Source organism: Shewanella sp. BC20, assembly GCF_003129585.1.
GTDB classification, from domain to species: Bacteria; Pseudomonadota; Gammaproteobacteria; order Enterobacterales; family Shewanellaceae; genus Shewanella; species Shewanella seohaensis.
Window position 1 is genome coordinate 1 of record NZ_NHRI01000004.1, and the last position, 26978, is coordinate 26978.

Consider the following 26978-nt stretch of genomic DNA (forward strand, 5'->3'; position numbering starts at 1 on the left):
GTGAATGGCATACTGAAGCAGGAGTTTTTACTGCACCGATGTAGGACATTTGCGGAGCTGAAGATACTTGTTAGAGAATCGATAGCAATATACAACGATATGAGACCGCATCTGAGTTTGAATATGGACTCCCCTAATCAGGTGCACAATAGAAAAGGCCAGCTACTGGAGCTGGCCTAAAAACTGTCAACCTATCTTAGGACGAGACATAATGGATTTCATTTACCCATTAGCCTAGTTGTTTAAATAGCAAACCTGCTTAGGTTAAATAAGGCTAAGTTAAGTAAGGCTAGACTAAGTGAGCTTATGCCTGATAAGACTTAGCGCAAAAGCTTCATAGGCAGCAACCGTTTCACTCCCCATCCATATACAGAAGATGCTGGCGGGGTCACTCAATTTAAGTCCCAGAGCGTCAAGATAGTCGGGGCCGTTGACCACAAAGAACTGCTTTTTGTAGGGCAACAACACCATCTGAGGTGATTGCTGTAAAAAAGCCTGCGCCTCATCAAAACCGCTGAACCAGTGATTGAGCAAGCTATCGCAGCGCCTGCTATGGAAGAGGGTACCTAAGTCTTCACCGATTTGTGCTTGACCCGATAACACTCTTTGACAGTGATTAAAATCAGTAAAACCGAGCTCACGAGCCAATAGGCTTTGGCAATGCTTAAGCTGAATATCCTGCTGGATTAAACCTTGCTTATTCATCAAGGGGGCGAGTTTATCTAGCGCCACGGCATCGCCAGCTTGGCAGGCTTTAAGGTGTTTTTTAGCGAGGATTTTAACTTCGGTTAAGGCGCGTGGTGCAGGGGTAATTTGTTGTATCACAAACAATTCTCCTAAGTTTTATTGGCATCTCCGCTAAGCCAAACCTAATCAATTGTTGTGTCATACATGTGATGCGAACATCGAGATATGAGTCAGAGTGATGTCATCTTCTGCGGATAGGCGTCTCTGCAACCTGGCGCCATTATTCGACTTCTTCATGCTTGAGTCAAGCTTAGCACTGCTTCTACCTTCCTTACGCTTCATCCCCTAAATCGTTACATGCTCAGCCTTAATGTTAAAAATTTTATCACTCAATAACTAAAATCATATTGTATTACTATTGAGCTGTAGTAATATTGTAGTACTAAATAATATTCACTCTACCTGCGTAAACCGGATCGGACGCAGATAAAATGTACGGGGATGCAAATGTCGAATGTTTTAGGGGCTTACGCGTTAGGGCTTGATTACGGCTCAGATTCAGTTCGCGCGTTATTGGTAGATACCCAAACGGGCGCAGAAGTAGCAACAAATGTGGTGTACTACCCACGTTGGAAGAAGGGGCTTTTTTGCGATCCTGCCAAGAATCAATTTAGACAACATCCCCTCGATTACATCGAAAGCCTTATCGAGGTAGTACAAGGACTTTGGGCAAAAGCTCCCAGTGGCGCCGCGCAAAGAGTCTGCGGTTTGAGTGTTGATACCACAGGTTCAACCCCGATTGCGGTTGATGAATCAGGTGTTGCTTTAGCCTTAAAACCAGAGTTTGCGAGTAATCCCAATGCCATGTTTTTGCTTTGGAAAGATCACAGCGCCATCCTCGAAGCCCAACAAATTACCGCTGCGGCAAACAATGCGAGCGAAAATTACCTGAAATATGAAGGGGGAATTTACTCCTCCGAATGGTTTTGGGCAAAAGCGCTATTTGTACTGCGCCACGACACAGAAGTTAGACAAGCGGCCTATAGCTGGGTCGAGCACTGTGATTGGATCACCGCATTAATGACGGGCACCACACATCCAAAAGTCTTTAAGGCAGGGCGCTGCGCCGCTGGTCACAAAGTGATGTGGCATGAGTCATGGAATGGTTATCCGCCGAATGACTTTTTCGTTGGTATCGACCCCTTACTCGATGGATTGAGAGACAAGTTACCGCTTGAAACCTGCACATCTGACAAAGTTTGCGGCCAGCTAACACCAGAGTGGGCACAACATTTAGGGCTATCGACCGAGGTTATCGTGTCTTTTGGCTCATTTGACTGCCACGCAGGCGCCGTTGGAGCCAATGTTAAACCTGGCGTCTTAACCAAGGTGATGGGGACTTCAACCTGCGACATTACGGTCGCCAGTTATGAAGATATTGGTGAGCGCTGTATCAAAGGCATTTGCGGTCAAGTGGATGGCTCAGTATTACCCGGCATGATAGGACTGGAAGCGGGTCAGTCAGCCTTCGGCGATCTCTACGCTTGGTTTAGGGATCTCACTGCATGGCCGATGCAACAGCTTGACACATCAGCCTTATTTGATGACAACACCAAGGCCAAACTCATTCAGCAACTCGAATCTGAAACTCTGACAATGTTAGGCAATGCGGCCGCAAAAATCCCCGTTGGCGAGACTGGTATTGTCGCGCTGGATTGGATTAACGGACGTCGCACGCCCGATGCCGACCAATCTGTTGCCATGGCTATCACAGGGTTAACCATGGGCAGCCAAGCACCGCAAGTCTTCAAAGCTTTAGTGGAAGCCAGTGCCTATGGCGCACGTGCCATTATCGAGCGCTTCAAACAAGAAGGCGTTTGCATTGACCATGTGGTCACCATTGGTGGGATCTCGAAAAAATCCGACTTCATTATGCAAACCTGCGCCGATGTGTGGAATTGCAACATCGACGTACTCGAGAGCGAGCAAAGTTGTGCCCTAGGCGCCGCTATTTATGCTGCAACCGCAGCCGGGGTTTATCCCGATGTGCTGAGTGCCCAAGCCGCCATGGCCTCAAACGTTGCCAAAACCTATCAGCCAAATCCTGAAAACGCAGAGAAATATCAAGCGCTTTACCAAGGGTACTTAGCCCTTGGCCACTATGTTGATGGAGCGAAATAAGATGTCTTTTTTAGAGCTAAAACGCGAAGTATACGAAGCCAACATGGAGCTTGAGAAACGCAAACTGGTGACTTACACCTTTGGCAACGTTTCACAAATTGACCGCCAACTCGGCGTGATTGGTATCAAGCCCAGCGGCGTGCCCTATGAAGATTTGAAGGTTGAAGACATTGTGATTGTTGACCTTGAGAATCAAATCGTAGAAGGGCGCATGCGTCCTTCATCCGATACCAAGACACACACCTATTTGTATCGCCAGTGGCAGAGTATTGGTGGCATTACCCATACCCATTCAACCTATGCCACCGCCTGGGCGCAGGCGCAGATAGCGATTCCCTGCTTAGGCACGACACAGGCCGATTATGTGTACGGTGAAATCCCATGCACAGCGGTAATGCGTAACGATCAGATCAGCCGCGACTATGAAGAAGAAACCGGCGTGCAGATCCTCGATTGTTTCGCCGACCGAGATCCCAACGAGTCGCCCATGGTGATAGTGGCTGGCCATGCACCGTTCACTTGGGGCGCGAATGCGGCTAAATCTGTGTACCACGCCGTGTTACTCGAAGAAATCGCTCGGATGGCGTATCTCACCAAAACATTAGCACCAGGTATCAGTCAGTTAAAACAAGAGCTTATTGATAAGCATTATTTGCGTAAGCATGGAAAAGACGCTTATTACGGCCAAAGCAAGTAATTGCCAGTCGGGTCTCATTTCAAACTAGAGAGAGTAATATGAAAGCCTTCAAACAAAAACAAGTGTGGTTTATCACGGGTTCGCAGGATTTATACGGCCCAAAAGTATTAGAGCAAGTCGCTAAAAACAGTGAGCAAATTGTTCATGGCTTTAATGAATCATCCACCATTTCCATCGAAGTGGTGTATAAGCCAACCGTAAAATCTCCACGGGAAATTCATACCGTATGCCAAGCGGCCAACAGCGATGAAAACTGTGTTGGCGTTATTCTGTGGATGCACACTTTCTCTCCAGCCAAGATGTGGATTGCTGGCCTTAATGAATTAAGCAAGCCATTCATGCACTTACACACTCAGTTCAATGCCGAGCTCCCTTGGAGCGAAATCAACATGAACTACATGAACACCCACCAAAGTGCTCACGGTTGCCGCGAATTTGGTTTTATCGGCACTCGTATGCGTAAAGAGCGCAAAGTGGTTGTGGGTCACTGGCAATCGAGCGATGTACAGGCACAAATCGATGATTGGTGCCGCGCGGCGGCGGGTTGGCACGAGAGCCAAAACCTGCGTATCGCCCGCTTTGGCGACAACATGCGTCAAGTGGCCGTAACCGAAGGCGACAAAGTTGCCGCACAAATTCAATTCGGTTACGAAGTGCACGCCTACAGCTTAGGTGAACTCAATGAAGCGATTGCAGCCATTGCAGAAGGCGATGTGACTGCACAGCTCGATCGTTACGCCAGCGAATACCAAGTGGGTAACGAGCTATTTGGCGATGAATACCAATTAGACCGTTTAAGAAAAGAAGCCAAGATTGAACTCGGCTTAACCCAATTCTTAACCCAAGGTGGATTTGGTGCCTTTACCAACTGCTTCGAAAACCTCACCGGTATGACAGGATTACCCGGACTGGCAACCCAACGTCTGATGGCGAACGGTTTCGGTTACGGCGGTGAAGGTGACTGGAAAACGGCTGCCATGGTGCGCATCATGAAGGTGATGGGCCAAGGCCGTGCAGGTGGTACTTCATTTATGGAAGACTACACCTATAACTTTGGCGCGACTGACCAAGTTCTTGGTGCCCACATGTTAGAAGTGTGCCCATCGATTGCTGCTGCAAAACCGCGTTTAGAAGTTCACCGCCATACCATTGGCGTGCGTTGTGACGTGCCACGTCTGTTATTCACAGGTAAAGCGGGCCCAGCAATTAACGTATCGACTATCGATTTAGGCAATCGTTTCCGTATCATTCTTAATGAATTAGATACAGTAACGCCACCACAGGATCTGCCAAATCTGCCTGTCGCGTCTGCGCTGTGGGAGCCGCGTCCGAATTTAGCGGTTGCCGCCGCAGCTTGGATCCACGCCGGTGGTGCTCACCACTCAGCTTACAGCCAAGCTATCACGACGGATCAGATTGTCGACTTTGCTGAAATGGCCGGTGCTGAACTGGTTATCATCGATGCCGACACTAAGATCCGTGAGTTTAAGAATGAGCTTCGCCAAAATTCCGTTTATTACGGTTTAGCAAGAGGTTTATAATTCTCGCGCAGCAACAAAGCCGCCTTCGGGCGGCTTTCATTTTTCTGGAACCATTCATTTCATAGGGTTAACACAGATGTATACAGAATTTGACGGCATTATCTTCGATATGGATGGCACCTTAGTCGACAGCGGTCAGTTGCATGAGCAGGCATGGCGACAAACCTTGAATCACTTTGGGATCCCGGTAGAGCCTGCACTGATGCGCTCGTTAGCGGGCGTGCCCACCATTGGCACCTTAGAGATTCTGATCGCCCATTTTGGCGTCACGCCAACGGCCAGTTGTGAGGCCATGAACGAGTATAAAGAAGCCCTAGTGCGCGACACTATGCATTTATATGTCAAACCGACGGCATTAGCCGAATTTGCCAAGCAGAATCAGGGCAAACGCCCAATGGCGGTCGGCACAGGCGCCTACACAGAGGAAGCAATTCAAATCTTGACCCTGTGTGGATTGTTAGAATTAGTCGATTATGTGGTGGGCGCCGACCAAGTCGCGTCACCCAAACCTGCGCCCGATACCTTTTTACGCTGCGCCGAACTGATGGGCATAGCGCCTGAGCGCTGTATCGTATTTGAAGATGCGAAGGCGGGCATCCAAGCCGCCGAAGCTGCGGGAATGTTTGTGGTCGATGTACATGCCGAATTACAGATTGAAAATGACTATTTCCTAGGCGCTCAGTAGCCGTTGCGAGCTTGTCCAATCACTGGCTAAAACGCAAAATTAGGCTTTACAATGTAAAAGTTTGGGGTAAGGTAGGGACAGTAAGTTTGAGGAAATTCCCATAAATTCTTAGCGTTAACAAAATTTTTATTACCTTTATCAGGAAAGGTAGTATCATAACATTTGTTTATCAGCGTTAAGCACCTTATCCAGCTGATTGGATTGAGCACAGAGATTGAGAGTTAAAGAGGGCACTATGGCAAATCAGGCAAATAACCGTCCGCAGAATATCCATAACTGGGTGGCAAGCGAATTAGGTTCTCGCATTGTGGGCGGCTTTTATGCGCCAGGTGAATATATCCCTAATGAAAATGCTATCTGTGAAGAGCTGGAAGTGTCACGCACCTCCTTAAGGGAAGCCTTTAAGGTGCTCACGGCAAAAGGGCTTATTGAATCTCGTCCTAAACTTGGCACCCGCATTCGTGAGCGTCGCCACTGGAATATGTTCGATCCGGTGATCTTAAACTGGTTTTCCCAATCTAAACCTTCGCCCGAGTTTTACACTTCTCTCTATGAAATCCGTGAAGTGTTTGAACCCGCAGCAGCTGAACTGGCGGCGAAAAAACGCACCCCTGAGCAGCTTGAGGTGATTGCGGCGGCCTATGCCAAGATGGAAGCGGCCGAATTAGGTACGGATGAAGTCTATACCTCGGATATCGATTTCCACATGGCAATTTTAGATGCGACCAATAACGAGTTTATGGTGTCCCTCGGCGTGTCGATCCAATCTGCGCTGCTCGAAATCTTTAGACTCAGTAGCACAATTCAGGATGACTTTATCCAATCACTCCCAGGCCATAAGGCCATTTATACTGCGATTGCCGCAGGAGACAGTGAAGGGGCGAAAGCCGAGATGAATAAATTACTCTCAACGTCTCAAGATACAGTGCATAAAAATATTGAGCGTAAATAACGAGTTATTCATTTTGAACGCACTCTACCCATAAAAAAGGTGAACTTAGGTTCACCTTTTTTACTTTGGCACGAGCAAAAAATGGTATTACTGCGGCTCGCTAATGCCTTCGCTCGTCATATGAATGCGCTGTAGGGTGCCATCGGCATTGTAATGCAGCGGGTCAATTGCCACTGAACGTCTAAACTCACCGCCACCATCCTGCGATGCGCCGGTATGGTAGATAAAGTAGGATTTACCTTTAAATTCAATAATCGCTTGATGGTTTGTCGGCGAGTTGCCCGCCACTTCATTTAAGATGCCTTGGTACTTCCACGGCCCCTGAATGCTATCACTGGTCGCATAGGCAATTTTTTCAGGGAAGCCTGAAGCGTATGAAAGATAATAGGTTTTATCTTTTTTATGTACCCAAAGCGCTTCGGTAAAGTTAGGGACATCAATGGCGTGTATTGGGCCATCGAGTTCAATCATATTGGGTTTTAACTTGGCAAATCTTGGCTTAGTGTTGCCCCAAAACAGATAGGCTTGCTTGTCATCATCGATAAAGACAGCAGGATCGATATCATCCCAATCAATCTCGGTATCTGTGGTCATGTCATTGGTGATAAGGGCGCTGCCGCGGGCATCCTTGAAGGGGCCAAGTGGACTATCTGCAACTGCGACACCAATAGCAAAGCCATTGATTTTGTTGTGTCTTGCCGTGACATACCAGTAAAACTTACCTTCTTTTTCGATCACATGGCTAGCCCATGCATCTCCTTTAGCCCAGCTGAAATCTTTCACAGATAACTTGCTGCCATGGGCCGTCCAATTGTGCATATCCTTAGAGCTGAAAACGAGCCAATCATGCATTTCGAAGAAGGTGCGATTGTCCTTTGCAACGTCATGGCCAGTATAAAGATAAACAGTATCTTGGTGCACTATGGCGGCAGGGTCGGCGGTAAATACATCCGTAAACAGAGGGTTAGCAGCAATCGCTGCAGTGCTGACACTCGTACTCAATGCCAAACACACACTCAAAAATGCCTTTTTCATACTTCCTCTATTGTTTTTTGATATTTTGGTATTATAGTAATACCAATACTTTTACGTGCTAGCAATATTAAAGTACAAATTGTTAACTCAGGGCATTAGGTTCGTCCGTTTGTTTTATGTTGAGTGTTACTCAATCGTTCGGGCAGGGCATATGCCTTGGAAGACGAAGGTGTCATATGAATAATAAAAAACCGAAAACACTTCGTTCGGCAAGTTGGTTTGGTAGTGATGACAAAAATGGATTTATGTATCGCAGTTGGATGAAAAACCAAGGCATACCCGAGCATCACTTTCAAAATAAGCCTGTGATTGGTATTTGCAATACCTGGTCAGAATTGACGCCCTGTAATGGTCATCTACGGGAATTGGCGCAAAGAGTAAAGAATGGCATTCGGGAAGCGGGTGGCATTCCAGTGGAGTTTCCAGTGTTTTCGAATGGCGAGTCCAATTTACGTCCAAGCGCCATGCTTACCCGTAACCTTGCGGCCATGGACACGGAAGAAGCCATTCGTGGCAACCCCATCGACGGTGTTGTGCTGTTAGTGGGCTGCGATAAAACGACTCCGGCTTTATTGATGGGTGCGGCCAGTTGTGATTTACCGACAATCGTTGTTACCGGTGGTCCCATGCTCAATGGTAAGCATAAGGGCAAGGATGTCGGTTCGGGCACACTCGTGTGGGAACTGCATCAAGAATATAAAGCAGGCAACATCAGTCTCGCCGCATTTATGAATGCCGAAGCGGATATGTCACGCTCAACGGGCACCTGCAACACTATGGGCACGGCATCGACCATGGCCTGTATGGTGGAAACCCTTGGGGTGAGTTTGCCACACAATGCAGCCATTCCTGCGGTAGATTCTCGCCGCCAAGTGTTGGCGCATATGTCGGGAATGCGAATTGTGGAGATGGTCAAAGAGGATTTGACCTTAAGTAAAATTTTAAGCCGTGATGCTTTTATTAATGCCATCAAAGTCAATGCCGCCATTGGTGGCTCAACCAACGCCGTTATCCATTTAAAAGCAATTGCAGGCAGGATAGGGGTTGAGCTGTCACTCGATGACTGGTGCCATGGATACACAGTACCGACCATAGTAAATCTTAAGCCTTCGGGTCAGTACTTAATGGAAGACTTTTACTACGCAGGTGGCCTGCCAGCAGTATTAAGGCAGCTGTTTGAGCATGATTTACTGAGCAAAAACACGCTTACAGTCAATGCGGCTAGCCTCTGGGACAATGTCAAAGAAGCGCCGTGTTATAACCAAGAGGTGATCATGTCACTTGAAAAACCCTTGGTCGAAAATGGCGGCATTCGCGTACTGCGCGGCAATCTCGCGCCCCGAGGCGCAGTGATCAAAACTTCAGCCGCCAGCGCGCACCTGATGCAGCACCGCGGTAAAGCCGTGGTGTTTGAAAGCTTCGACGATTACAACGCTCGCATCGGCGATCCTGAATTGGATATCGATGAAAACAGCATTATGGTGCTTAAAAACTGTGGCCCGAAGGGATATCCGGGCATGGCTGAGGTCGGCAATATGGGACTGCCACCTAAGTTGTTGAAAAAAGGAATTAAGGACATGGTTAGGATTTCTGATGCACGCATGAGTGGCACCGCCTTTGGCACAGTTGTGCTGCATGTTGCCCCAGAAGCACAAGCCCTTGGGCCACTGGCCGCCGTTCAAAATGGTGACATGATAGCGCTAGACACCTATGCCGGAACGTTACAGCTGGAGATCAGTGACCAAGAGTTACAGGCTCGTCTTGCCAAACTGGCGACGGTAAAACTCATACCTGTGAATGGTGGCTATCTCTCGCTCTTTAAGGAGCATGTTCTCCAGGCGGATGAGGGATGTGATTTTGATTTTCTCGTGGGATGTCGAGGTGCAGAGATACCAGCACATTCCCATTAAATATGAACTCGTTTTCTTTTATAATAAAACCAGATAATTATTTTAATAAAAGGTTGAGTTATGAAGTTGACTAATCAATACCCGAGTTTACAAGGGAAAACCATTTTTATCAGTGGTGGCGCAACGGGTATTGGAGCTTGCTTGGTTAATGCTTTTTTAGAGCAGGGCGCTAAGGTGGCATTTGTCGATATTTTAGTTGAGGAGTCGACTCAACTCGTCGCAGACCTTAAGCAGACTCAACCAGAGGCCAGCGTAAAATTTTATCACTGCGATCTTGTCGATATCGCCGCCCTCAAGCGTGTAATTGCTCAGGTCGAGGACGATTTGGGGCCAATATCGGTATTGATTAATAATGCCGCGTGCGATCAGCGCCATAGTATCGACGAAGTGACCCCAGAATATTGGGACCAATGCCTAAACACCAATTTGCGGCATTACTTTTTTGCCGTACAAGCGGTCAGGCCGCAAATGCAGCGCCTCGGTGGAGGCTCAGTGATCAACTTAGGTTCTATGAGTTGGCACAATCGGCAAGCGGGCATGGCGGGTTACACCGCATCTAAGGCTGGCGCCATGGGCTTAACCCGTGGATTAGCTGCCGATTTAGGTAAAGATAAAATCCGGATTAATACCTTAACACCGGGTTGGGTGATGACAAAACGTCAACTCACACACTGGGTAGATAAAGATACGGCAAAACATATCGAAAATAACCAATGTATTAAAGAATATGTAATGCCCGAAGATATTGCTGCTATGGCGTTATTTTTAGCAGCAGATGATAGCAAACTCTGCACCGCACAGAATTTTATTGTCGATGGTGGTTGGATTTAAATATCACAATAAAATTTCAGTTCATTGAATAATGAGGTGAGTGCTGAGTTTATTTTAAATAAAAGGTAAAGCACTCACCATGCAACTCTCTGTTACTAAAAAAAGCCTACAACACGCCGCATTTGCGGATGAATTACAATTAGTCACGCTCACCAATAGCCACGGGCTTGAAGTGGTTCTGTCAAATTACGGCGCCAGTATTTGGTCGGTCAAACTTTATGGTCAAGCGCAAGAACCTATTTCATTAAGTCTTGGCTATCAAGATATTAAAGATTGGGCGACTAATCCGTATTATTTTGGTATTACCGCCGGCCGTGTCGCAAATCGTATTGGTAAAGCACAATTCCCCTTAGCAGGTAAAACGATTCAATTAGTCGCCAATGAAGGCAACAATCAACTTCACGGCGGACCTAAAGGATTAAGCCATTGCACTTGGCAGGTTGAGACGCTGCAGGACAATGACAGTGTGGCGGCGGTTTTCAGTATTACCAGCCCCGATGGCGATCAAGGATTTCCGGGTAATCTTGCCATTAAGCTCGAGTATCGCCTCAATGAAAACAATGAATTAACTCTGAACTATCAAGCCGTTTGTGATCAAACCACCCCCGTCTGTTTAACCAATCATGCTTACTGGAATCTTGCCTCCAACAAACACCAAGGCATTTTAGGGCACGAACTCTCCATTCAAGCCAGCCATTTCCTGGCGCTCGATAATGAACAGATCCCAACGGGCGAATTAATCTTAGTCGACGATGGCGCTTACAATTTCAAACAACCAAAGCTAATTGCCACGGATATTAAGCAATTAACTAATGGTTATGATCATTATTTTGTTATGGATAGAAATCCTGACAATAAAAACAGTTTGCAGACTATTGCGGTGTTAAAAGATCCGCTTTCTGGCCGAGAACTCGAAATTAGTACCACAGAAGTCGGCGTGCAATTTTATAGTGGCAACTTTCTCGATGGCAGCCATATTGATGATGAAGGTTATAGCATTAATCAATTCCATGGCCTGTGTTTAGAAACCCACGGTTATCCGAATGCGGTAAACATTGACCATTTCCCGAGTGTCATGCTTGAGGCAAATACTCAATATCAACAAATTACGGTACATAAGTTTAAGAATATTTAATTCAATCAAGGCGAAATAACATTTATTTGTACGAGTTAGCCTGCTGTTAACAGCAGGCTAGGGGATCTCTGTTACCTAAAATTATAAAGGGAATAATAATGAAACATAATAAAATCATTACCGCATTGGGATTATGGGCTGTCAGTGCAACTTGTGCCTACGCCACCACGGTGGGCTTTTCACAGGTTGGCTCCGAGAGTGGTTGGCGCACCAGCTTTAGCGAAGCGGTCAAGGCCGAAGCTAAACAGCGTGGCATCGATTTAAAATTTGCCGACGCTCAGCAAAAACAAGAGAACCAAATCAAAGCCGTGCGTAGCTTTATCGCCCAAGGCGTGGATGCCATTATTATCGCGCCCGTAGTGGAAACAGGCTGGAAACCCGTACTCAAAGAAGCCAAACGTGCCCATATTCCTGTGGTGATTGTCGACCGTAATATCAAGGTCGATGATGACTCCTTATTCCTTACCCGTATCGCCTCCGACTTTACCGAAGAAGGCCGCAAGATTGGCCAATGGCTAATGGATAAAACCCAAGGCAACTGTGATATCGCCGAGTTGCAGGGCACGGTAGGTGCAACCGCAGCAATTGATCGCGCCGCCGGTTTTAACCAAGTGGTTGCCAATTATCCCAATGCCAAGATTGTTCGTAGCCAAACCGGCGAATTTACCCGTGCTAAGGGTAAAGAAGTGATGGAAGGTTTCCTCAAGGCGCAAAACGGTCAACCACTGTGCGCCGTGTGGTCGCATAACGATGAAATGGCCCTTGGCGCCGTGCAAGCCATTAAAGAAGCCGGTTTAAAACCGGGCAAAGATATTCTGATTGTCTCCGTGGACGGTGTTCCCGATTACTTTAAGGCCATGGCCGATGGCGATGTTAATGCCACGGTTGAGCTTAGCCCATACTTAGGCGGCCCAGCATTTGATGCTATCGATGCGTACCTGAAGGGCAATAAGGATCAAGCCAAGCTTATTAGCACCACGGGTGATGTATTTACCCAAGAAACCGCTGCCGCAGAGTACGAAAAGCGCCGCCAGCAATAATCCCATTGACGCTTTCTTGGGGAATAGCGCTATGAGCCTTATTTTAGAACTCAAGCAGATCAGTAAGCATTATCCGGGCGTTAAAGCCCTTGAGGATGTGAGCTTACGGTTATTTGCAGGGGAAGTTCACGCCCTATTGGGCGAAAACGGTGCGGGTAAATCGACGCTGGTGAAAGTGATGACAGGCGCCCAGTCGAAAGACATGGGCGACATCCTCTTTCTAGGTGAGCCGCAACACTTCAACACACCAATGGACGCGCAAAAGGCGGGGATCAGCACGGTTTATCAGGAAGTGAACTTAGTGCCTAATCTGACCGTGGCACAAAACCTGTTCCTCGGTTACGAACCGCGCCGCCTTGGGCTGATCCATTTTAAAAAAATGTATGCCGACGCGCGGGCCGTGTTAACCCAGTTCAAGCTGGATATCGATGTTAGCGCACCGCTGTCGGATTATTCCATCGCGGTGCAGCAACTGATCGCCATCGCCCGCGGCGTAGCCATGTCGGCCAAGGTATTAGTGCTCGATGAGCCTACGGCGAGCTTAGATGCCAAAGAAGTGCAAGTGCTGTTTGGGATCTTAAACCAGCTCAAAGCCAAGGGCGTGGCTATTGTCTTTATCACTCACTTCCTCGATCAGGTTTATCAGATAAGCGATCGCATTACCGTGTTACGTAACGGGCAGTTTATCGGCGAATATCTGACGGCAGAACTGCCACAACCTAAGTTGATTGAAGCCATGCTCGGGCGTTCTCTGCAGGAGCAATTGGTTGATAAACCGGAAAAGGAGCGCACCGTCACCCGCGCTGAGGCCGTACTCTTGTCCCTCAAAGATGTGTCGGTAAAAGGTTCAATCCAATCGATGAATCTCACCGTGCCAAAGGGGCAAGCTGTTGGGCTTGCGGGGCTGTTAGGCTCTGGGCGCAGCGAAGTCTGCAACGCCGTATTTGGGCTGGACTTGGTCGATAGCGGCAGTATCCATTTGGCTGGCCAGAAATTGAATCTGTCACAACCCGTGGATGCGATCAGCGCCGGGATCGCCCTGTGCCCGGAAGATCGCAAGATTGACGGCATTATCGGCCCTTTATCGATTCGTGAAAACATCATACTCGCGCTGCAGGCGCGTATCGGGTGGTGGCGGTATTTATCTAAAGCTCGGCAGCAGGAAATTGCCCAGTTCTTTATCGATAAATTACAGATTGCAACCCCAGATGCGGATAAACCCATAGAACAGTTGAGTGGTGGTAATCAACAGAAGGTGATCCTCGCGCGTTGGTTAGCCATAGAGCCGATTTTATTGGTACTGGATGAGCCGACCCGCGGCATCGATATTGGCGCCCACGCCGAAATCGTCAAGCTTATCAGAACCTTGTGTGATGAAGGCATGTCGCTGCTGGTTGCATCGTCTGAGCTCGATGAGCTCGTGGCCTTTTCAAATAAAGTCGTGGTATTACGCGACAGATATGCAGTACGTGAACTTTCAGGGGCGGAATTAACCTCGCAACACGTAATGCAAGCGATTGCGGAGGGATAAATGAAAAGCTCAGCCGAAACCCTATCATCCACACGCATGTCCGCCGATTTGATCTCACCCCAGATGAACGCATCTGAGGCGCATTCATCTGAGCGGCAACCGCGGATGCAGGAAAGTCATAAGACCATGGTTCAAGAAAAAAACGCCCGTTACCAAGCGGGCAAGTCGACCTCCATTGGACGATACCTGTGGCCACTATTGGCCTTAACTATTCTGTTACTGGCCAATCTGTTTATTGACAGCAGTTTCTTCAATATCAGCTATCAAGACGACAGACTCTATGGCTCCTTGATTGATATCTTAAATCGCAGTGCACCCGTGGCGCTGCTCTCCATTGGTATGAGTCTCGTGATTGCTACTGGCGGAATCGACCTGTCGGTTGGTGCCGTGATGGCGATTGCAGGCGCAGTTTGCGCCAATCTACTGTTAGTGCCGGATATCAGCTTAGTCACCGTTATTGCAGCAGGCTTGATCGTTGGGCTCTTAGCTGGCTGTATTAATGGCGGCCTGGTGAGTTTCTTAGGTATTCAACCGATTGTCGCGACCTTGCTGCTCATGGTGACGGGGCGCGGTGTTGCTCAGCTTATCAACCAAGGACAAATTATCACTTTCCAGCACCCAGGCTTTGCCGCCATTGGCGTGGGCCAGTTTTTAGGCCTGCCGATGCCAGTGTGGATTGTGATTGGGATGCTAACCTTCAGCCAATTACTGCTGCGTAAAACCGCTTTAGGGCTTTTTATCGAAGCGGTTGGCTGTAATGCCAAGGCGAGTCGTTACCTTGGGATCAACGATAAATCCATCAAACTGTTTGCCTATGGCATTGCGGGTCTGTGCGCGGCATTGGCCGGCATGATCAGCACCGCCGATATCCAAGGCTCAGATGCGAATAACGCCGGGCTTTGGCTTGAGCTCGATGCGGTGCTCGCCGTCGTGATTGGCGGCGCTGCGCTCACGGGAGGGCGTTTCTCGTTAATTTTGTCGGTCGTCGGCGCGCTGATCATTCAAACCTTAGCGACCACCATTATCGTCAGTGGTTTACCCGCTAAGTTTAACTTGCTGATCAAAGCCATCGTTATCCTGACCGTGCTGCTGTTGCAATCGGCTAAATTTAGGCGCCAATTGTCGGCGCTGTTCACATCCAAGCGTCAAGCGGATGCCAAACCAGCAGAAAAGGGCACAAGTGCAAAAGCCAGTACAGCAACAGGAGAAAAACTATGATAGCAAGACGTTTTATCCCGCTGTGGATCACCGCCTCATTGCTGCTGACCATGTTTCTGGTCGGCACCTTTCAGTTTGACGGTTTTGCCAGTGGCCGAGTGGTCACCAACCTGTTGCGTGACAATGCATTCCTGCTGATCACTGCATTAGGTATGACCTTAGTGATTATCTCTGGCGGGATCGATCTTTCAGTTGGCGCCGTCATCGCCTTAAGTGGGGTCGTCACTAGTTTATTGATCACCGAGTACCAGTGGCATCCATTGTTGGCCTTTGCGGTTATTCTGCCCCTAGGCACTCTGTTTGGCGCACTCATGGGCACTATTATCCATGTGTATAAGTTGCAGCCATTTATTGTGACGCTTGCGGGCATGTTCTTAGCGAGAGGCTTAGCGACAACGCTCAGCGAAGAGTCGATTGCCATTGACCATCCATTTTACGATGCAGTGGCCGAGATGAGCATTGCACTACCAGGCAATGGCGCGCTCGATTTAAGCTCGCTGATCTTTATCCTGTTCTTTGTGATTATCGCCGTGGTTATGCATTACACCCGTTTTGGTACTAATGTGTATGCCATTGGTGGCAATCAACATTCCGCCGAGCTAATGGGGATTTCCATCGCTAAAACCACCATCAGTATTTACGCCCTCAGTAGTTTTCTGGCAACGCTGGCGGGCATTGTCTTTACCTTTTACACCTTCTCTGGCTATGCGCTTGGCGCCATTGGCGTCGAACTGGATGCCATTGCGGCCGTAGTCATTGGTGGCACCCTGTTAACTGGCGGCAGTGGCTTTGTGCTCGGCACTGTGCTTGGGGTGATTTTGATGGGGGTGATTCAAACCTATATTACCTTCGATGGCAGTTTAAGCAGTTGGTGGACCAAGATTGTCATTGGTCTGTTACTGTTCTTCTTCATCCTGTTACAGAAACTCTTGAATGGACGCAAAACACAACATGGATAATCGTCAACCTAACCTGTCGGTCTTTCGGCGCTTGCCTTTGACCTGTGGCTTACTCGCCGCATTGGCGCTGCCATTACAAGCTGTGCCTGTACTTGAGATTAGCCGCGCACAATCCCACAGCGCCACGGCGCAAACCCTCGATGCGAATGCGCCCTTTATCGAGAGAAGGGCGGATCCTTGGGTGATCCGCGACGATGACGGCAGTTACTACTTTATTGCCTCGGTGCCTGAGTTTGACCGCATCGAACTTCGCCACGCCAAAACCATCGACGGTTTACGCCAAGCTACACCTAAAACCCTGTGGCACAAGCATGAAACTGGCCCCATGAGTATCGATATTTGGGCGCCTGAGCTGCACAAAATCGATGGTCGCTGGTATATCTATTTTGCGGCCAGCAATAAGGATGTGCGTTTTCATAACCGCATGTTTGTCTTAGGACTCGAGGGCGACTCACCGATGACGGGCCAATGGCAAGAACTTGGCAAGTTACAATCGGCGCAGGATGCTTTCTCCCTCGATGCGACCAGTTTTAGCCTCAAGGGCGAGCGATATTTTATTTGGGCGCAGCAGGACAAAGCCAAGCGTTACAACACCGGCTTAGTGATTGCCAAAATGCTATCGCCAACTCAACTCTCTGATAACGAAACCATTATCAGCGAGCCCTTATTGGATTGGGAACGTTTAGGCTTTAAAGTCAACGAGGGCGCCGCTGTGTTGGTTAAAAACGGTAAAGTCTTCGTGACCTATTCCGCCAGTGCCACGGATGATCGTTATGCCATGGGGCTGTTATGGGCCGATGAAAATGCCGATTTACTCGATCCCAAGAGTTGGCATAAATCGCCAAGCCCAGTCTTTACCACTGAGCCTAGCCTCAATCGTTTTGGTCCTGGCCATAATAGTTTTGTGCTGGCAGAGGATGGTAAAACCGAGCTGATGTTTTACCATGCACGTGATTACCTTGAGCTGCAGGGGACACCATTGACTGACGGTAATAGACACACTTACTACCGAGCCATTCGCTGGTCGGCGGACGGTTTCCCAGTATTTGATAATCAGCAGAGCGATAGCCAAACATTTAATCAGCAAGACACGCAATCCCGCGAATAAGCGAAATGCATTTAACAGACACGAACAGCACACTTAAGTAATCGAAATAGACAGGTTTTCCATGATAAGAGCAACAAACAGCCCCCTAGTCGAGCAGCGCGCCGATCCCTTTGTGTACCTACATAGCGACGGTTATTACTACTTTACGGGCTCTGTTCCGACCTACGATCGGATTGAACTGCGTAAATCCAAGACCTTAGACGGCTTAAAAGACGCCCAAACCTTCGATATCTGGTTTAAACACCAAAGCGGCCCGATGAGCCGCCACGTATGGGCGCCCGAGATCCATTATCTCGACGGCAAATGGTACATCTACTTTGCGGCCAGCGAAGAGGAAAATATTTGGGCATTACGCCCCTATGTGCTTGAGTGTCTAGGACAAGATCCATTAAATGATGAATGGATTGAACTTGGCATGATGCAGGCGGCCGAGGGTGATAATAAATCCTTTATCGACTTTTCCTTAGATGCGACCATTTTCGAAAACAACGGTAAGCGTTACTTCTGCTGGGCGGAGAAAACCGGTGGACAATTTGCGGCATCCAACCTGTATCTTGCGGAAATGGCATCGCCCATCAAGTTAAAGACGGCGCAATTTATGCTCACCACCCCAGATTATGATTGGGAGCGCGTCGATTTTTGGGTTAACGAAGGGCCTGCAGTACTTAAACATCAGGGAAAAATCTTCATTACTTTCTCGGCCAGCGCGACAGGTGCTTGTTATTGCATGGGTTATATGGAGGCCGATGAGCATGCTGATTTGCTCGATCGTAACTCCTGGAAGAAAACCCGCCAGCCAGTGCTGTGCACTGATGTCGACAAGCAAATCTTCGGCCCTGGTCATAACAGTTTCACCGTGGCAGAAGATGGCGTGACGCCCATCTGTGTTTACCATGCCCGTGATTATGAACATGCGGTGGGCGATCCTAGCGTGGTGCCAAAGACAGATACCCGTCCATTAGCGCAAATCATTAAAGATCCACTTTATGATCCCAATCGCCATGCGCGAACGTTAGCGGTGTCATTTGATGAGAGCGGGCGCCCCTTGTTCAATCTCTACTAATTCATTTGCCGCCACAAATGATGTGATAAGTGCGGGGCATGCTTCAGCAGCCCCGCTTTTTTTATGCCTGACTTAAGCGCTATTGCTTAGGTAAAACGCGATTTTTAGGCTCGCACGCACAACAAGCTATTCCGGTCGCTATTTCAATCACTTAACCGATTCAACCTTTGAACCTATTGATGTTATATTGCCGCCCGAGCATTCAGATGGTGGGCAGAAGTACTGCCTGCGTGTGAAAGTGAATATCAATGATGATTTTCCAAGTTCGAGGAGTAGGGAAATGGCGATAAACAAGGACAAGCTTAGTGCAGATTTTGAAGCAAGAATGGATGAGTTTGCTCAAGAACTCACCCAGGCACTTGCGAAATATTACGATTGGTGGCTGTCAGAATATCCGGCGCAGACCCTCTACGGTTTTTGCCTATACAGCACGCCCTTAGTGGAATATTTAGGCGTCACCCTTTTCACCGAGGAAGGCCTGACGGCCGTCGCAGAGCAATATCAAAACGATCATCATTTTAGGCATAAATCCCTCACACAGCTTAAGCAAACGCTGCGCTGGTCGGCCTGCGACTCTCCACATCACGATGAAAATGAAGATATTTTTGAGGCGATTAACGACAAGCTGCAATTGCTGCAAGAGGACGCTGAGGCGCTCGAGTCCGAAGAGGCATACGATGCTTACCTTAAAGCCTTGTACGCCATATTAGTCAGGGCGCTCAATGAGGTTAAAGCCATGCGCCCGCTAAACCCGCAGGCAATATTGTTCTCCGTCTGGTTTGGCGATCAAAGCGATGCTGATATCGATTATTTTGTTCAAAATTGTAATGACAAAGAGATGGTTGCTTGTTTTTATCAGCAATGGCGGTAGATATTGCCTACAAAAATTTTCAATTCAATTGGCTTATTTCGTCTATTACCGACGAGGTCCGACTCAATATTGACTGAAATATTGATGGGTAGTGGTTGTTATTTACGGCGAGTCGCATAGGGCCACCAGCAAACATTAGGTAGTGCCAAGCGCAGAAACTCTGGGTAGGGGGATAAAAACAAGGGAAAGCGTTTCACTTTCCCTTATCTGAATCAGTGTTTTAAGCCCGAGTGCCTACATGCGCTCGGGATGCTCGCTTACAGAGTCGAGCTTGGCTCACTTTTTAGCAGACGCACCTCATATAAACCGCCAGCAATCGAGCCCGGTTTTGCCACAAATTTCACCCTGAAGGGCACTGTGCTATCCGAAAGCATGTCGGCGGGAATAGGGTAGTCGACGTTGTAAAATATCGGCCCCTTATCGGCAGGCAGAGTGACTTCGGCAAGGCGTTTATCGTTGATCAAAATATCGAAACGTCGCCCAGCATCCAAGCCAAAGTAGGTTAAGCGCAATATGGGTTGCGGTTCACCTTTGGCATCGAGTTGATAGCTAAACCAATCCTGGGCATGGCGCCAATGGCGATTACCATTAAGGCCCGCTTCACTCTTTGATGCCTTAAAGAAATGATCCGACTCAGGTTGCTGCTCACCGGGCTGCACACTATCTAAGGTTTGCGCCATCAGCTTGGCTTCCATCTGGGCTTTTTGAGCTAACTCTTGCTGTTTTTGTTGCCATTCATCGGGAGCGCTCTGGCCAAAATACAAGGTATAGCGGCTGTCATGCAGGCGAAAGAAGGGGATCAGCGTGATGGGGCTCGCTTGATTTGTACGAGCTTTCCCCGTGGTAAATTGCAGCTGACTCATGGGCTCACGGCGGATATCGGTTAAAAAGCGGGTGCCATCACTGATAAAAATCGGCGCCTGACTGGGTTCGCACATAGGGCCACTGGCAATATGCCCCATGCGACTGGCATCGCCGATAAAGTTTAAGGCTTCATTGGCGATAGGCGCCGTTTTTGCCGCTAACACAATTGGCCCATAAAGCACTGAGTAATAGGCGGTTTTATCGGGTAGCTGCTCAAGGCTAATGTCCATAGGTAAGGTGATGGTCACGGTATCGCCCTTGCGCCAGTGCCGTGTTAAGGGAATATATTGCCCTTGAGTCGGTGTAAACCTTTGCGGCTCGCCATTAATGCTCACGGTCACGTCCCCCTTAGCCCATGTGGGATAGCGCAGATTGAGGGTAAAGTCCGCTTCCTGATGGATAATCATCTGCGAAGTATTGTCATCGGGGAACTGAGTTTTTTGGCTAAGGCTGATGCTTTTGGCTTTCCAGTTGACTTCGGAGTCGACAAACAGGTTCACGAACAGATTGTTGTCCTCCTCGGCATAGATGAGCTCGCCGTATTTAGCATGGTTTTCGATGCCTGAGCCGACACAACACCACATACTTTCCTGCGCCGAGGAATAGACGCGGTAATGGTCTGGGCGCATTGGCGTAAAATACACTAGGCCGCCAGTTTGCGGATGCTGGGACGAGAGGATATGGTTGTAGAGCGCACGCTCGTAGTAATCGATATAACGTAAATCACGTTTGTTTTCATAGAGTAATTTAGACAGTTTCAGCATGTTGTAGGTATTGCAGGTCTCAGGGCCTTCTACCGAATCGAGCATACTGCTGAAGTCTTCGCTGGGATGAAAATGCTCGCGCACACTGTTGCCACCAATGGAAACGGTGCGCTGGTGTACGACTTGCTGCCAAAAGTAATCGGCGCTCTCTAACCAGGCCTTGTTATGACTGAGTTCGGCAATACGTGCCACACCCACAATTTTAGGAATTTGTGTATTGGCATGTAGGCCCGTCAGTTTATCTTGATGCTGCAACAGGGGTTGTAACAGGCTTTGATCCGTGTAGCGATACGCAAGATTTAAGTATTTGTTTTGACCTGTAATGCTGTACACATCCGCTAAGGTTTCATTTAAGCCACCGTATTCGGTGCGCAGCATAAGCTGCAGCTGCTCATCAGTTAGATTGCGACTTAAATCCAGCATCCAATCGGCAAAACCGACGAGCATTTTCTTCGCCGTAGGATTTTGAGTATAAAGATAGGCATCCCGCAGGCCGGCAAATACCTTATGTAGGTTATACCAAGGCACCCATGATTGGTTGAGCGTAAACAGATCCGCTTCAATATGACCAGCGGCGACCTGCTGCCATAATTTGTCTCCATGGGGAACACCGCCCACGTAACCATTGCCATGGGCCTGTTGGCACTTTTCCAATTCGGCCACCATATAGTTGAGTCGCTCAAGCACCGCCTGATCACCCGTAGCAGCATACATTAAGGCCAATGCAGATAGATAATGCCCACCGATATGGCCATCGAGGCCCGTATTTTCCCAATTGGGGTAGTTGTCGGCGCTAGTCGCAATTCCCGCTTCCTTACGGTAAGGGGCCAGTAGTCGCTCGGGATCCATCGACATGATGTAAGCCAAATCGGTCTGCTGGGCATGCAGAAACGGCCCGGCTGTGAGGCGCACATCGTTTAGGGGAATGGGGGTAAGGCTAGCAAAACTTGGCTGGGATACGAATGGGCAAGTTAATGGCAATAACAGGCAAAGGCCAAACAATCGGGCAGTGTTCATCTTGGCTCCCTTATTATACGGATTGGAGTTTTACGTTTGGATTAACTCAGTTTTTGCGCGATAAAAAAGCCCCTGGGTAGGGGCTTATGGTGTTATCGCAGATAGATTACGCCGATACTTGGGGCGCAGCAGTCTTAGGCGTTACGGCCTCAGAAGCTTCAGAGCTAGAGGCTAGAGCCTTAGACGTCAGGTTGGCGTCCGTTTGGCTTGAATGGGCCTGCTCGGGTAAAGCCTGTTTGATTTCTTCATAAACGCGGTCAGAAATCTTGTATTTGAACATCAGCAAGCCCATCAGCGCGTGGAATGCGCCAGGGATCACCGTCAGCATTAACGAAATACCGGTCAACGCAAACTCGCTTTGGGTTTCACCGGGTTGATAGTTGAAGTAGGTCAGCAGCATACCCACCACAAATCCCGCCGCGCCCATACCCGCTTTTTGGGCGAATGAAATCCCGCCAAAGGCAAGGCCAGAGACCCTGTGGCCCGTTTTGACTGTGCCATAATCCACCGACTCTGAAATCACCGACCAGAAGACTGGCGCATGTAAATCCACCACGAATGAAATCGCAAAGTAGAGTACAAAGGCCAGCACTATGTCGCCCGGCTGCACGGCAAAGAACATGATGGCGCTTAAGATCCCAACCACGATTTGGCTGTAGCGGAAGAGTTTAAGTTTGCAGTAACGCTTAGTGATCCAAGTTGAAGCGACCATGGCCAGAATCGCAGCGCCCACACCGGTCGACAGGAATGCCGAGAGCATTTTGGCATCGCCGCCCAAGTAATAGGTGGCGTAGTAGGCTGCTACCGAGCCGCGGATCACATAGCCAATGGTGCCAATCACACAAATCGCGACTAACACTAACCATTGATCGTTTTTGAACAATAATCGCAGTTGCATGCCAACAGGCTTAGTTTCCACCTTGTAGGCCACGCGCTCTGTGGTAGTGAAAAAGCAGAATAAAAACAGTAGTGTCGCCATCAATGCCATCACGCCCATGGCTTTTTGATAGCCCGCGGCAATGTTCTCACCGCCCCAAGATGACGCCAACATAGGCACGATAATGGTCACTAAAAAGGCGGCAATCTTAGCGAAGAACAAACGATAACCGTTGGCGGATAACCGCTCTTTTGGATCGTCGGTGATCACGCTGATAATCGAAATATATGGAATAGTCACAGTGGTGAAAATGATAGTGACCAGAATATAGGTCGAATAGGCCCAGATAAGTTTGGCATTGTAATCCCAATCCGGGGTTGAGAAGGTTAAGAAGACCGAAATACCAAAGGGAATCGCCATAAACAGGAAGTAGGGGCGATATCTTCCCCAGCGGGTCGTCACTTTATCGTTAATAATGCCCATTAAAGGATCGGTAATGGCATCGATAAGACGAACCAACAGGAACAATATCCCGACATCGGCGGGTTTTAACCCAAAAATATCAGTATAAAAGAAGGTAATAATTAACATCATTGACGAAATCACCACGTTAACGGCCATGTCCCCGGAGCCGTAACCGATCTTTTCAATGACTGACAATTTATGAGAACTCATCAGAAATCCTTATTATATTTATTATAAACAGTGAGTTATTGTGTTATTTTGCAATTTACCGCATTCGCAATGTTAACACATTTTTCTCCTGTTAATTTTTTTGCATTTGATTGTTACTTCCTTGTCCTGATAGTATGATAACTTAATTCATCATACAATAGCATAATAACTATTTTGTTATATGGGATGGGGTTCATAAGGAGAATTGATGCCAGCTATGAGAGTCACACCGAAAACAGCCCTAAAACGTCACCTTAAGATGCTCAATTGTGCGCTGCTAGGCGTATTGGGAACCCTAGGCCAAGTGAGCGCCAAGCAGGTGAGTATTCACGATCCTGTGATGGCAAAAGAGGCCGGACAGTATTATCTCTTCAGCACAGGCCCCGGCATTACCTATTATTCCTCAAAGGATAAGATCCATTGGGAATTAGCTGGGCGGGTATTCGAAACCGAGCCTAGCTGGGCAAAGGGCGTTGCGCCAGAGTTTAACGGCCATTTATGGGCCCCGGATATCATTGAGCATAACGGCTTGTTCTATCTGTATTACTCAGTATCAGCCTTTGGTAAAAACACCTCGGCCATTGGCGTGACAGTCAATAAAACCCTCGACAAAAACTCAAAGGACTATCAGTGGACAGATAAGGGAATCGTTATTCAATCTGTGCCAAATCGCGATGCATGGAACGCGATTGATCCCAATATTATTGTCGATGAGCAGGGTACACCTTGGATGAGTTTTGGCTCCTTCTGGCAAGGGTTAAAACTGGTCAAACTCAATCCAGACTTTATCTCTATCGCCAAACCAGAGGAGTGGCACACGCTAGCCAAGTTAGAACGCCCCGCACTGCTGGGTGAAACTGAGCCGGGTCCTGCTGAAATCGAAGCGCCTTTTATCTATAAAAAAGATGACTATTACTATCTTTTTGTCTCCTATGGCCTTTGCTGTCGTGGGGATGACAGCACCTACCACTTAGCCGTGGGCCGCGCCAAAACGGTGACAGGGCCTTACCTCGATAAAGAGGGTAAAGACATGGCGCAAGGCGGCGGTTCGGTTTTACTGCATGGCACTAAGGCTTGGCCGGGATTGGGCCATAACAGTGTTTATGCCTTCGATGGCAAAGATTACTTAGTCTTTCATGCCTACGAATCGGCTGATAATGGCTTACAAAAACTCAAGATGGCGGCACTGAGCTGGCGCCAAGGTTGGCCAGAGGTCGATCCTAAGGCGCTCAATCAATACCAGAGCGTATTAGTTGCACCCGAAGGAACAAAATAATAATGACTCATACAATCAACAAACGAATGGCTACGCTTGCGCTGGCCATGGGACTTAGTGCGACCTGCTTGGGGGCAGGTAACCTACATGCTGCAGAGAGTGCGAAGGGCGCGGATGAAAACCGCATTACCGCAGCGACCTTTGCGAATCCGTTATTTCGAAATGGGGCCGATCCTTGGCTCGAATACCACAATGGTAACTATTACCTAACGACCACCACGTGGACCTCTGAGCTGGTGATGCGTAAATCGCCCACCATTGCAGGGCTTGCCGATGCGCCGGCCCACAATATTTGGAGCGGCACCGATAAATCCAACTGCTGTAATTTTTGGGCATTCGAATTCCACCCTCTGCAAACTGCGCAGGGATTACGTTGGTATGTGATTTACACCTCGGGCGTGGCAGAAAACTTCGATGGCCAGCGTAACCACATCCTCGAGAGTGAAGGCAGTGACCCCATGGGGCCATACAAGTTTAAGGGCACGCCAATGCCCGACCACTGGAATATCGACGGCAGCTATTTGGAGTATAAAGGCCAGTTATATTTCCTCTGGTCCGAATGGCACGGCCAAGATCAAGTCAACTTGATTGCCAAGATGAGCAACCCTTGGACCGTCGAGGGCGAACATAAGGTGATCACAGCGCCCATTCACGACTGGGAAAAATCAGGCTTAAACGTCAACGAAGGTCCTGAAATCATCCAGCATGAGGGCAGAACCTTCTTAGTTCACTCGGCAAACTTTTGTAACACTGAGGATTATTCCTTAGCCGTGGTTGAACTCACCGGTGACGACCCTATGGATCCCGCCGCATGGACTAAGTACGACAAGCCTTTCTTTAGCAAAGCCAATGGCGTCTATGGCCCTGGCCATCATGGTTTCTTCAAGTCTCCCGATGGGAAAGAAGATTGGCTCATTTACCATGGCAACTCCTCGGCCTCCGACGGCTGTAGTGGTACCCGAGCGGCACGTGCTCAACCCTTTACATGGGATAACAAAGGCTTGCCTAAATTTGGCGAACCGATGGCGGATAAAAAGCAATTGCCTGTCCCAAGTGGCGAGTTTGGCCCGATAACCACTCAAGTGGAAGGCGTGAAATACCGCATCGTGAGCCGTGAGGTCGGTCAATGCCTAGTGACCAATGCCAAGGGCCAGGTCAGTGTCGGTAAGTGCGAAGATGACAACAGCCAATGGATAATTGATCCGAGTAACGATGGCCTGTATCGCTTTGCTAATGTGGGTCAGGGAACCTTTTTAACTCAGGCTCAGTGCCAAGATGAGTCTTCAGCGGCACTGAATACTGCGCCTTGGGTCGCTTCCCGTTGTCAGCGTTGGTCGGTGGATTCGACCCGTGAAGGCTGGTTCCGTTTTGCAAACGATCGATCCATTGGCAATCTGCAGGCGAAAAACTGCAGTAAAAAGGCCGACGCCGAAGTGATTGCGGGGGAAAACCGTGTCAGTGAATGCACCGATTGGCGGATTGAGCCTGTCTCAACATTTGCCATAGTCAACGCCCATAGCGGCCGAGTGGTCAGCGCCGAACAATGTCAGCTTAAACCTAATGCCAATGTGGCTCAGTTTGAATACACCGGCGATGCCTGTCAGCAGTGGCAAGCAATGCCGACAACCAATGGATTTTACCGTCTGCAATCCATCCAACGTTCAAACAACAAGGCGCAACAATGCCTTGTGACCAACGAAGGTAATCTGGAGCTAGGGGCGTGTAATGCAATCGACAGCGAGTTCCGTAGCGAGTTGATGCCAAATGGCTCATTAAGGCTAGTGTCTCGCAAGGGCGGTTCGTCCATGAAAGTGGCCAATGGCTCCTATGCCAATGGCGATAACATAGTGGAAGACGTGTGGAAAAACACCATTTCACAACAGTTCTATTTTAGAGAGGTGAAATAATTCATCCCTCTAAATAACTGAGCATCACCACGGCGGTGGTAATACCCAAACAACCTGAAGATGTAGGATTCAGCGGGAGTTTAACGCACTTTAGGCAAGGCGGTTATTTGAGAACCTAGTGAGCTAAGTTAAAAATAACCAACACAGCATAAAG

The 26978-nt window shown here is 48.5% G+C and carries 22 protein-coding genes; 18 read left to right on the forward strand and 4 right to left on the reverse strand.

Annotated features, from left to right (window positions below):
• On the forward strand, positions 1-180 hold a 180-nt coding region (locus CBX96_RS05740; RefSeq protein WP_146194330.1), incomplete at its 5' end, for an IS3 family transposase.
• 114 nt (positions 181-294) lie between these two features.
• Here CBX96_RS05740 and CBX96_RS05745 read toward each other — a convergent pair.
• The gene (locus tag CBX96_RS05745) at positions 295-825 is read right to left on the reverse strand and encodes a hypothetical protein (RefSeq protein ID WP_109286040.1); all 531 of its coding nucleotides are present in this window, start codon (positions 823-825) and stop codon (positions 295-297) included.
• 369 nt (positions 826-1194) lie between these two features.
• Between CBX96_RS05745 and CBX96_RS05750 the strand changes: the two genes are divergently transcribed.
• The 5 genes from CBX96_RS05750 to CBX96_RS05770 all read left to right on the forward strand — a co-directional run bounded on the left by CBX96_RS05750 (position 1195) and on the right by CBX96_RS05770 (position 6743).
• Positions 1195-2868: a ribulokinase gene (locus CBX96_RS05750; RefSeq protein ID WP_109286041.1), complete on the forward strand. Its 1674-nt coding sequence runs from the start codon at positions 1195-1197 to the stop codon at positions 2866-2868.
• A gap of 1 nt (position 2869) precedes the next feature.
• On the forward strand, positions 2870-3565 hold the full coding sequence (locus CBX96_RS05755) for an L-ribulose-5-phosphate 4-epimerase (RefSeq protein ID WP_109286042.1): 696 nt from the start codon (positions 2870-2872) through the stop codon (positions 3563-3565).
• Between the two features lie 38 nt (positions 3566-3603).
• Positions 3604-5106, forward strand: coding sequence for an L-arabinose isomerase (gene araA, locus CBX96_RS05760; RefSeq protein WP_109286043.1), 1503 nt, complete (start codon positions 3604-3606; stop codon positions 5104-5106).
• Positions 5107-5182: 76 nt separating this feature from the next.
• Entirely contained in the window at positions 5183-5791 is a 609-nt protein-coding gene (locus CBX96_RS05765) for an HAD family phosphatase (RefSeq protein WP_011622746.1), read from the forward strand.
• Between the two features lie 235 nt (positions 5792-6026).
• The gene (locus CBX96_RS05770; RefSeq protein ID WP_011622747.1) at positions 6027-6743 is read left to right on the forward strand and encodes a FadR/GntR family transcriptional regulator; all 717 of its coding nucleotides are present in this window, start codon (positions 6027-6029) and stop codon (positions 6741-6743) included.
• Positions 6744-6830: 87 nt separating this feature from the next.
• Here the strand turns inward: CBX96_RS05770 and CBX96_RS05775 are convergent, their stop codons facing one another.
• Positions 6831-7778 (reverse strand): glycoside hydrolase family 43 protein, encoded by a 948-nt coding sequence (locus tag CBX96_RS05775; RefSeq protein WP_011626170.1) that lies wholly within the window; start codon positions 7776-7778, stop codon positions 6831-6833.
• Between the two features lie 176 nt (positions 7779-7954).
• Between CBX96_RS05775 and CBX96_RS05780 the strand changes: the two genes are divergently transcribed.
• The 10 genes from CBX96_RS05780 (at position 7955) to CBX96_RS05825 (ending at position 19444) form a co-directional block, all read left to right on the forward strand.
• The gene (locus CBX96_RS05780; protein ID WP_109286044.1) at positions 7955-9688 is read left to right on the forward strand and encodes an IlvD/Edd family dehydratase; all 1734 of its coding nucleotides are present in this window, start codon (positions 7955-7957) and stop codon (positions 9686-9688) included.
• Between the two features lie 60 nt (positions 9689-9748).
• On the forward strand, positions 9749-10519 hold the full coding sequence (locus CBX96_RS05785) for an SDR family NAD(P)-dependent oxidoreductase (RefSeq protein ID WP_109286045.1): 771 nt from the start codon (positions 9749-9751) through the stop codon (positions 10517-10519).
• 79 nt (positions 10520-10598) lie between these two features.
• Complete coding sequence (locus CBX96_RS05790; RefSeq protein ID WP_109286046.1) at positions 10599-11654, forward strand: aldose epimerase family protein; 1056 nt, start codon at positions 10599-10601, stop codon at positions 11652-11654.
• A gap of 98 nt (positions 11655-11752) precedes the next feature.
• Complete coding sequence (locus CBX96_RS05795) at positions 11753-12694, forward strand: ABC transporter substrate-binding protein (RefSeq protein ID WP_109286047.1); 942 nt, start codon at positions 11753-11755, stop codon at positions 12692-12694.
• Between the two features lie 31 nt (positions 12695-12725).
• Positions 12726-14225 carry a sugar ABC transporter ATP-binding protein gene (locus CBX96_RS05800; RefSeq protein ID WP_109286048.1) on the forward strand — a complete coding sequence of 500 codons (1500 nt, stop codon included), beginning with the start codon at positions 12726-12728 and terminating at the stop codon, positions 14223-14225.
• Positions 14226-15443 carry an ABC transporter permease gene (locus CBX96_RS05805; RefSeq protein ID WP_109286049.1) on the forward strand — a complete coding sequence of 406 codons (1218 nt, stop codon included), beginning with the start codon at positions 14226-14228 and terminating at the stop codon, positions 15441-15443.
• Complete coding sequence (gene yjfF, locus CBX96_RS05810) at positions 15440-16402, forward strand: galactofuranose ABC transporter, permease protein YjfF (protein ID WP_109286050.1); 963 nt, start codon at positions 15440-15442, stop codon at positions 16400-16402. Before CBX96_RS05805 ends, yjfF begins: the two co-directional genes overlap by 4 nt.
• Positions 16377-17510 carry a family 43 glycosylhydrolase gene (locus tag CBX96_RS05815; RefSeq protein WP_109286051.1) on the forward strand — a complete coding sequence of 378 codons (1134 nt, stop codon included), beginning with the start codon at positions 16377-16379 and terminating at the stop codon, positions 17508-17510. The genes yjfF and CBX96_RS05815 overlap by 26 nt, the downstream gene beginning before the upstream one ends.
• Positions 17511-17571: 61 nt before the next feature.
• Complete coding sequence (locus tag CBX96_RS05820; protein WP_011622757.1) at positions 17572-18573, forward strand: family 43 glycosylhydrolase; 1002 nt, start codon at positions 17572-17574, stop codon at positions 18571-18573.
• A 280-nt stretch (positions 18574-18853) separates the two neighbouring features.
• Complete coding sequence (locus CBX96_RS05825) at positions 18854-19444, forward strand: DUF4303 domain-containing protein (protein WP_109286052.1); 591 nt, start codon at positions 18854-18856, stop codon at positions 19442-19444.
• Positions 19445-19701: 257 nt separating this feature from the next.
• Here the strand turns inward: CBX96_RS05825 and CBX96_RS05830 are convergent, their stop codons facing one another.
• On the reverse strand, positions 19702-22089 hold the full coding sequence (locus CBX96_RS05830; protein ID WP_109286053.1) for a glycoside hydrolase family 127 protein: 2388 nt from the start codon (positions 22087-22089) through the stop codon (positions 19702-19704).
• Between the two features lie 106 nt (positions 22090-22195).
• The gene (locus CBX96_RS05835) at positions 22196-23641 is read right to left on the reverse strand and encodes an MFS transporter (RefSeq protein ID WP_086904285.1); all 1446 of its coding nucleotides are present in this window, start codon (positions 23639-23641) and stop codon (positions 22196-22198) included.
• A 208-nt stretch (positions 23642-23849) separates the two neighbouring features.
• Here CBX96_RS05835 and CBX96_RS05840 point away from each other — a divergent pair, with 208 nt between their 5' ends.
• Both CBX96_RS05840 and CBX96_RS05845 read left to right on the forward strand, forming a co-directional pair.
• Positions 23850-24917, forward strand: a complete 1068-nt coding sequence (locus CBX96_RS05840; RefSeq protein WP_109286054.1) for an arabinan endo-1,5-alpha-L-arabinosidase — start codon at positions 23850-23852, stop codon at positions 24915-24917.
• Between the two features lie 2 nt (positions 24918-24919).
• Entirely contained in the window at positions 24920-26824 is a 1905-nt protein-coding gene (locus CBX96_RS05845) for a family 43 glycosylhydrolase (protein ID WP_109286055.1), read from the forward strand.
• Positions 26825-26978: the final 154 nt, after the last annotated feature.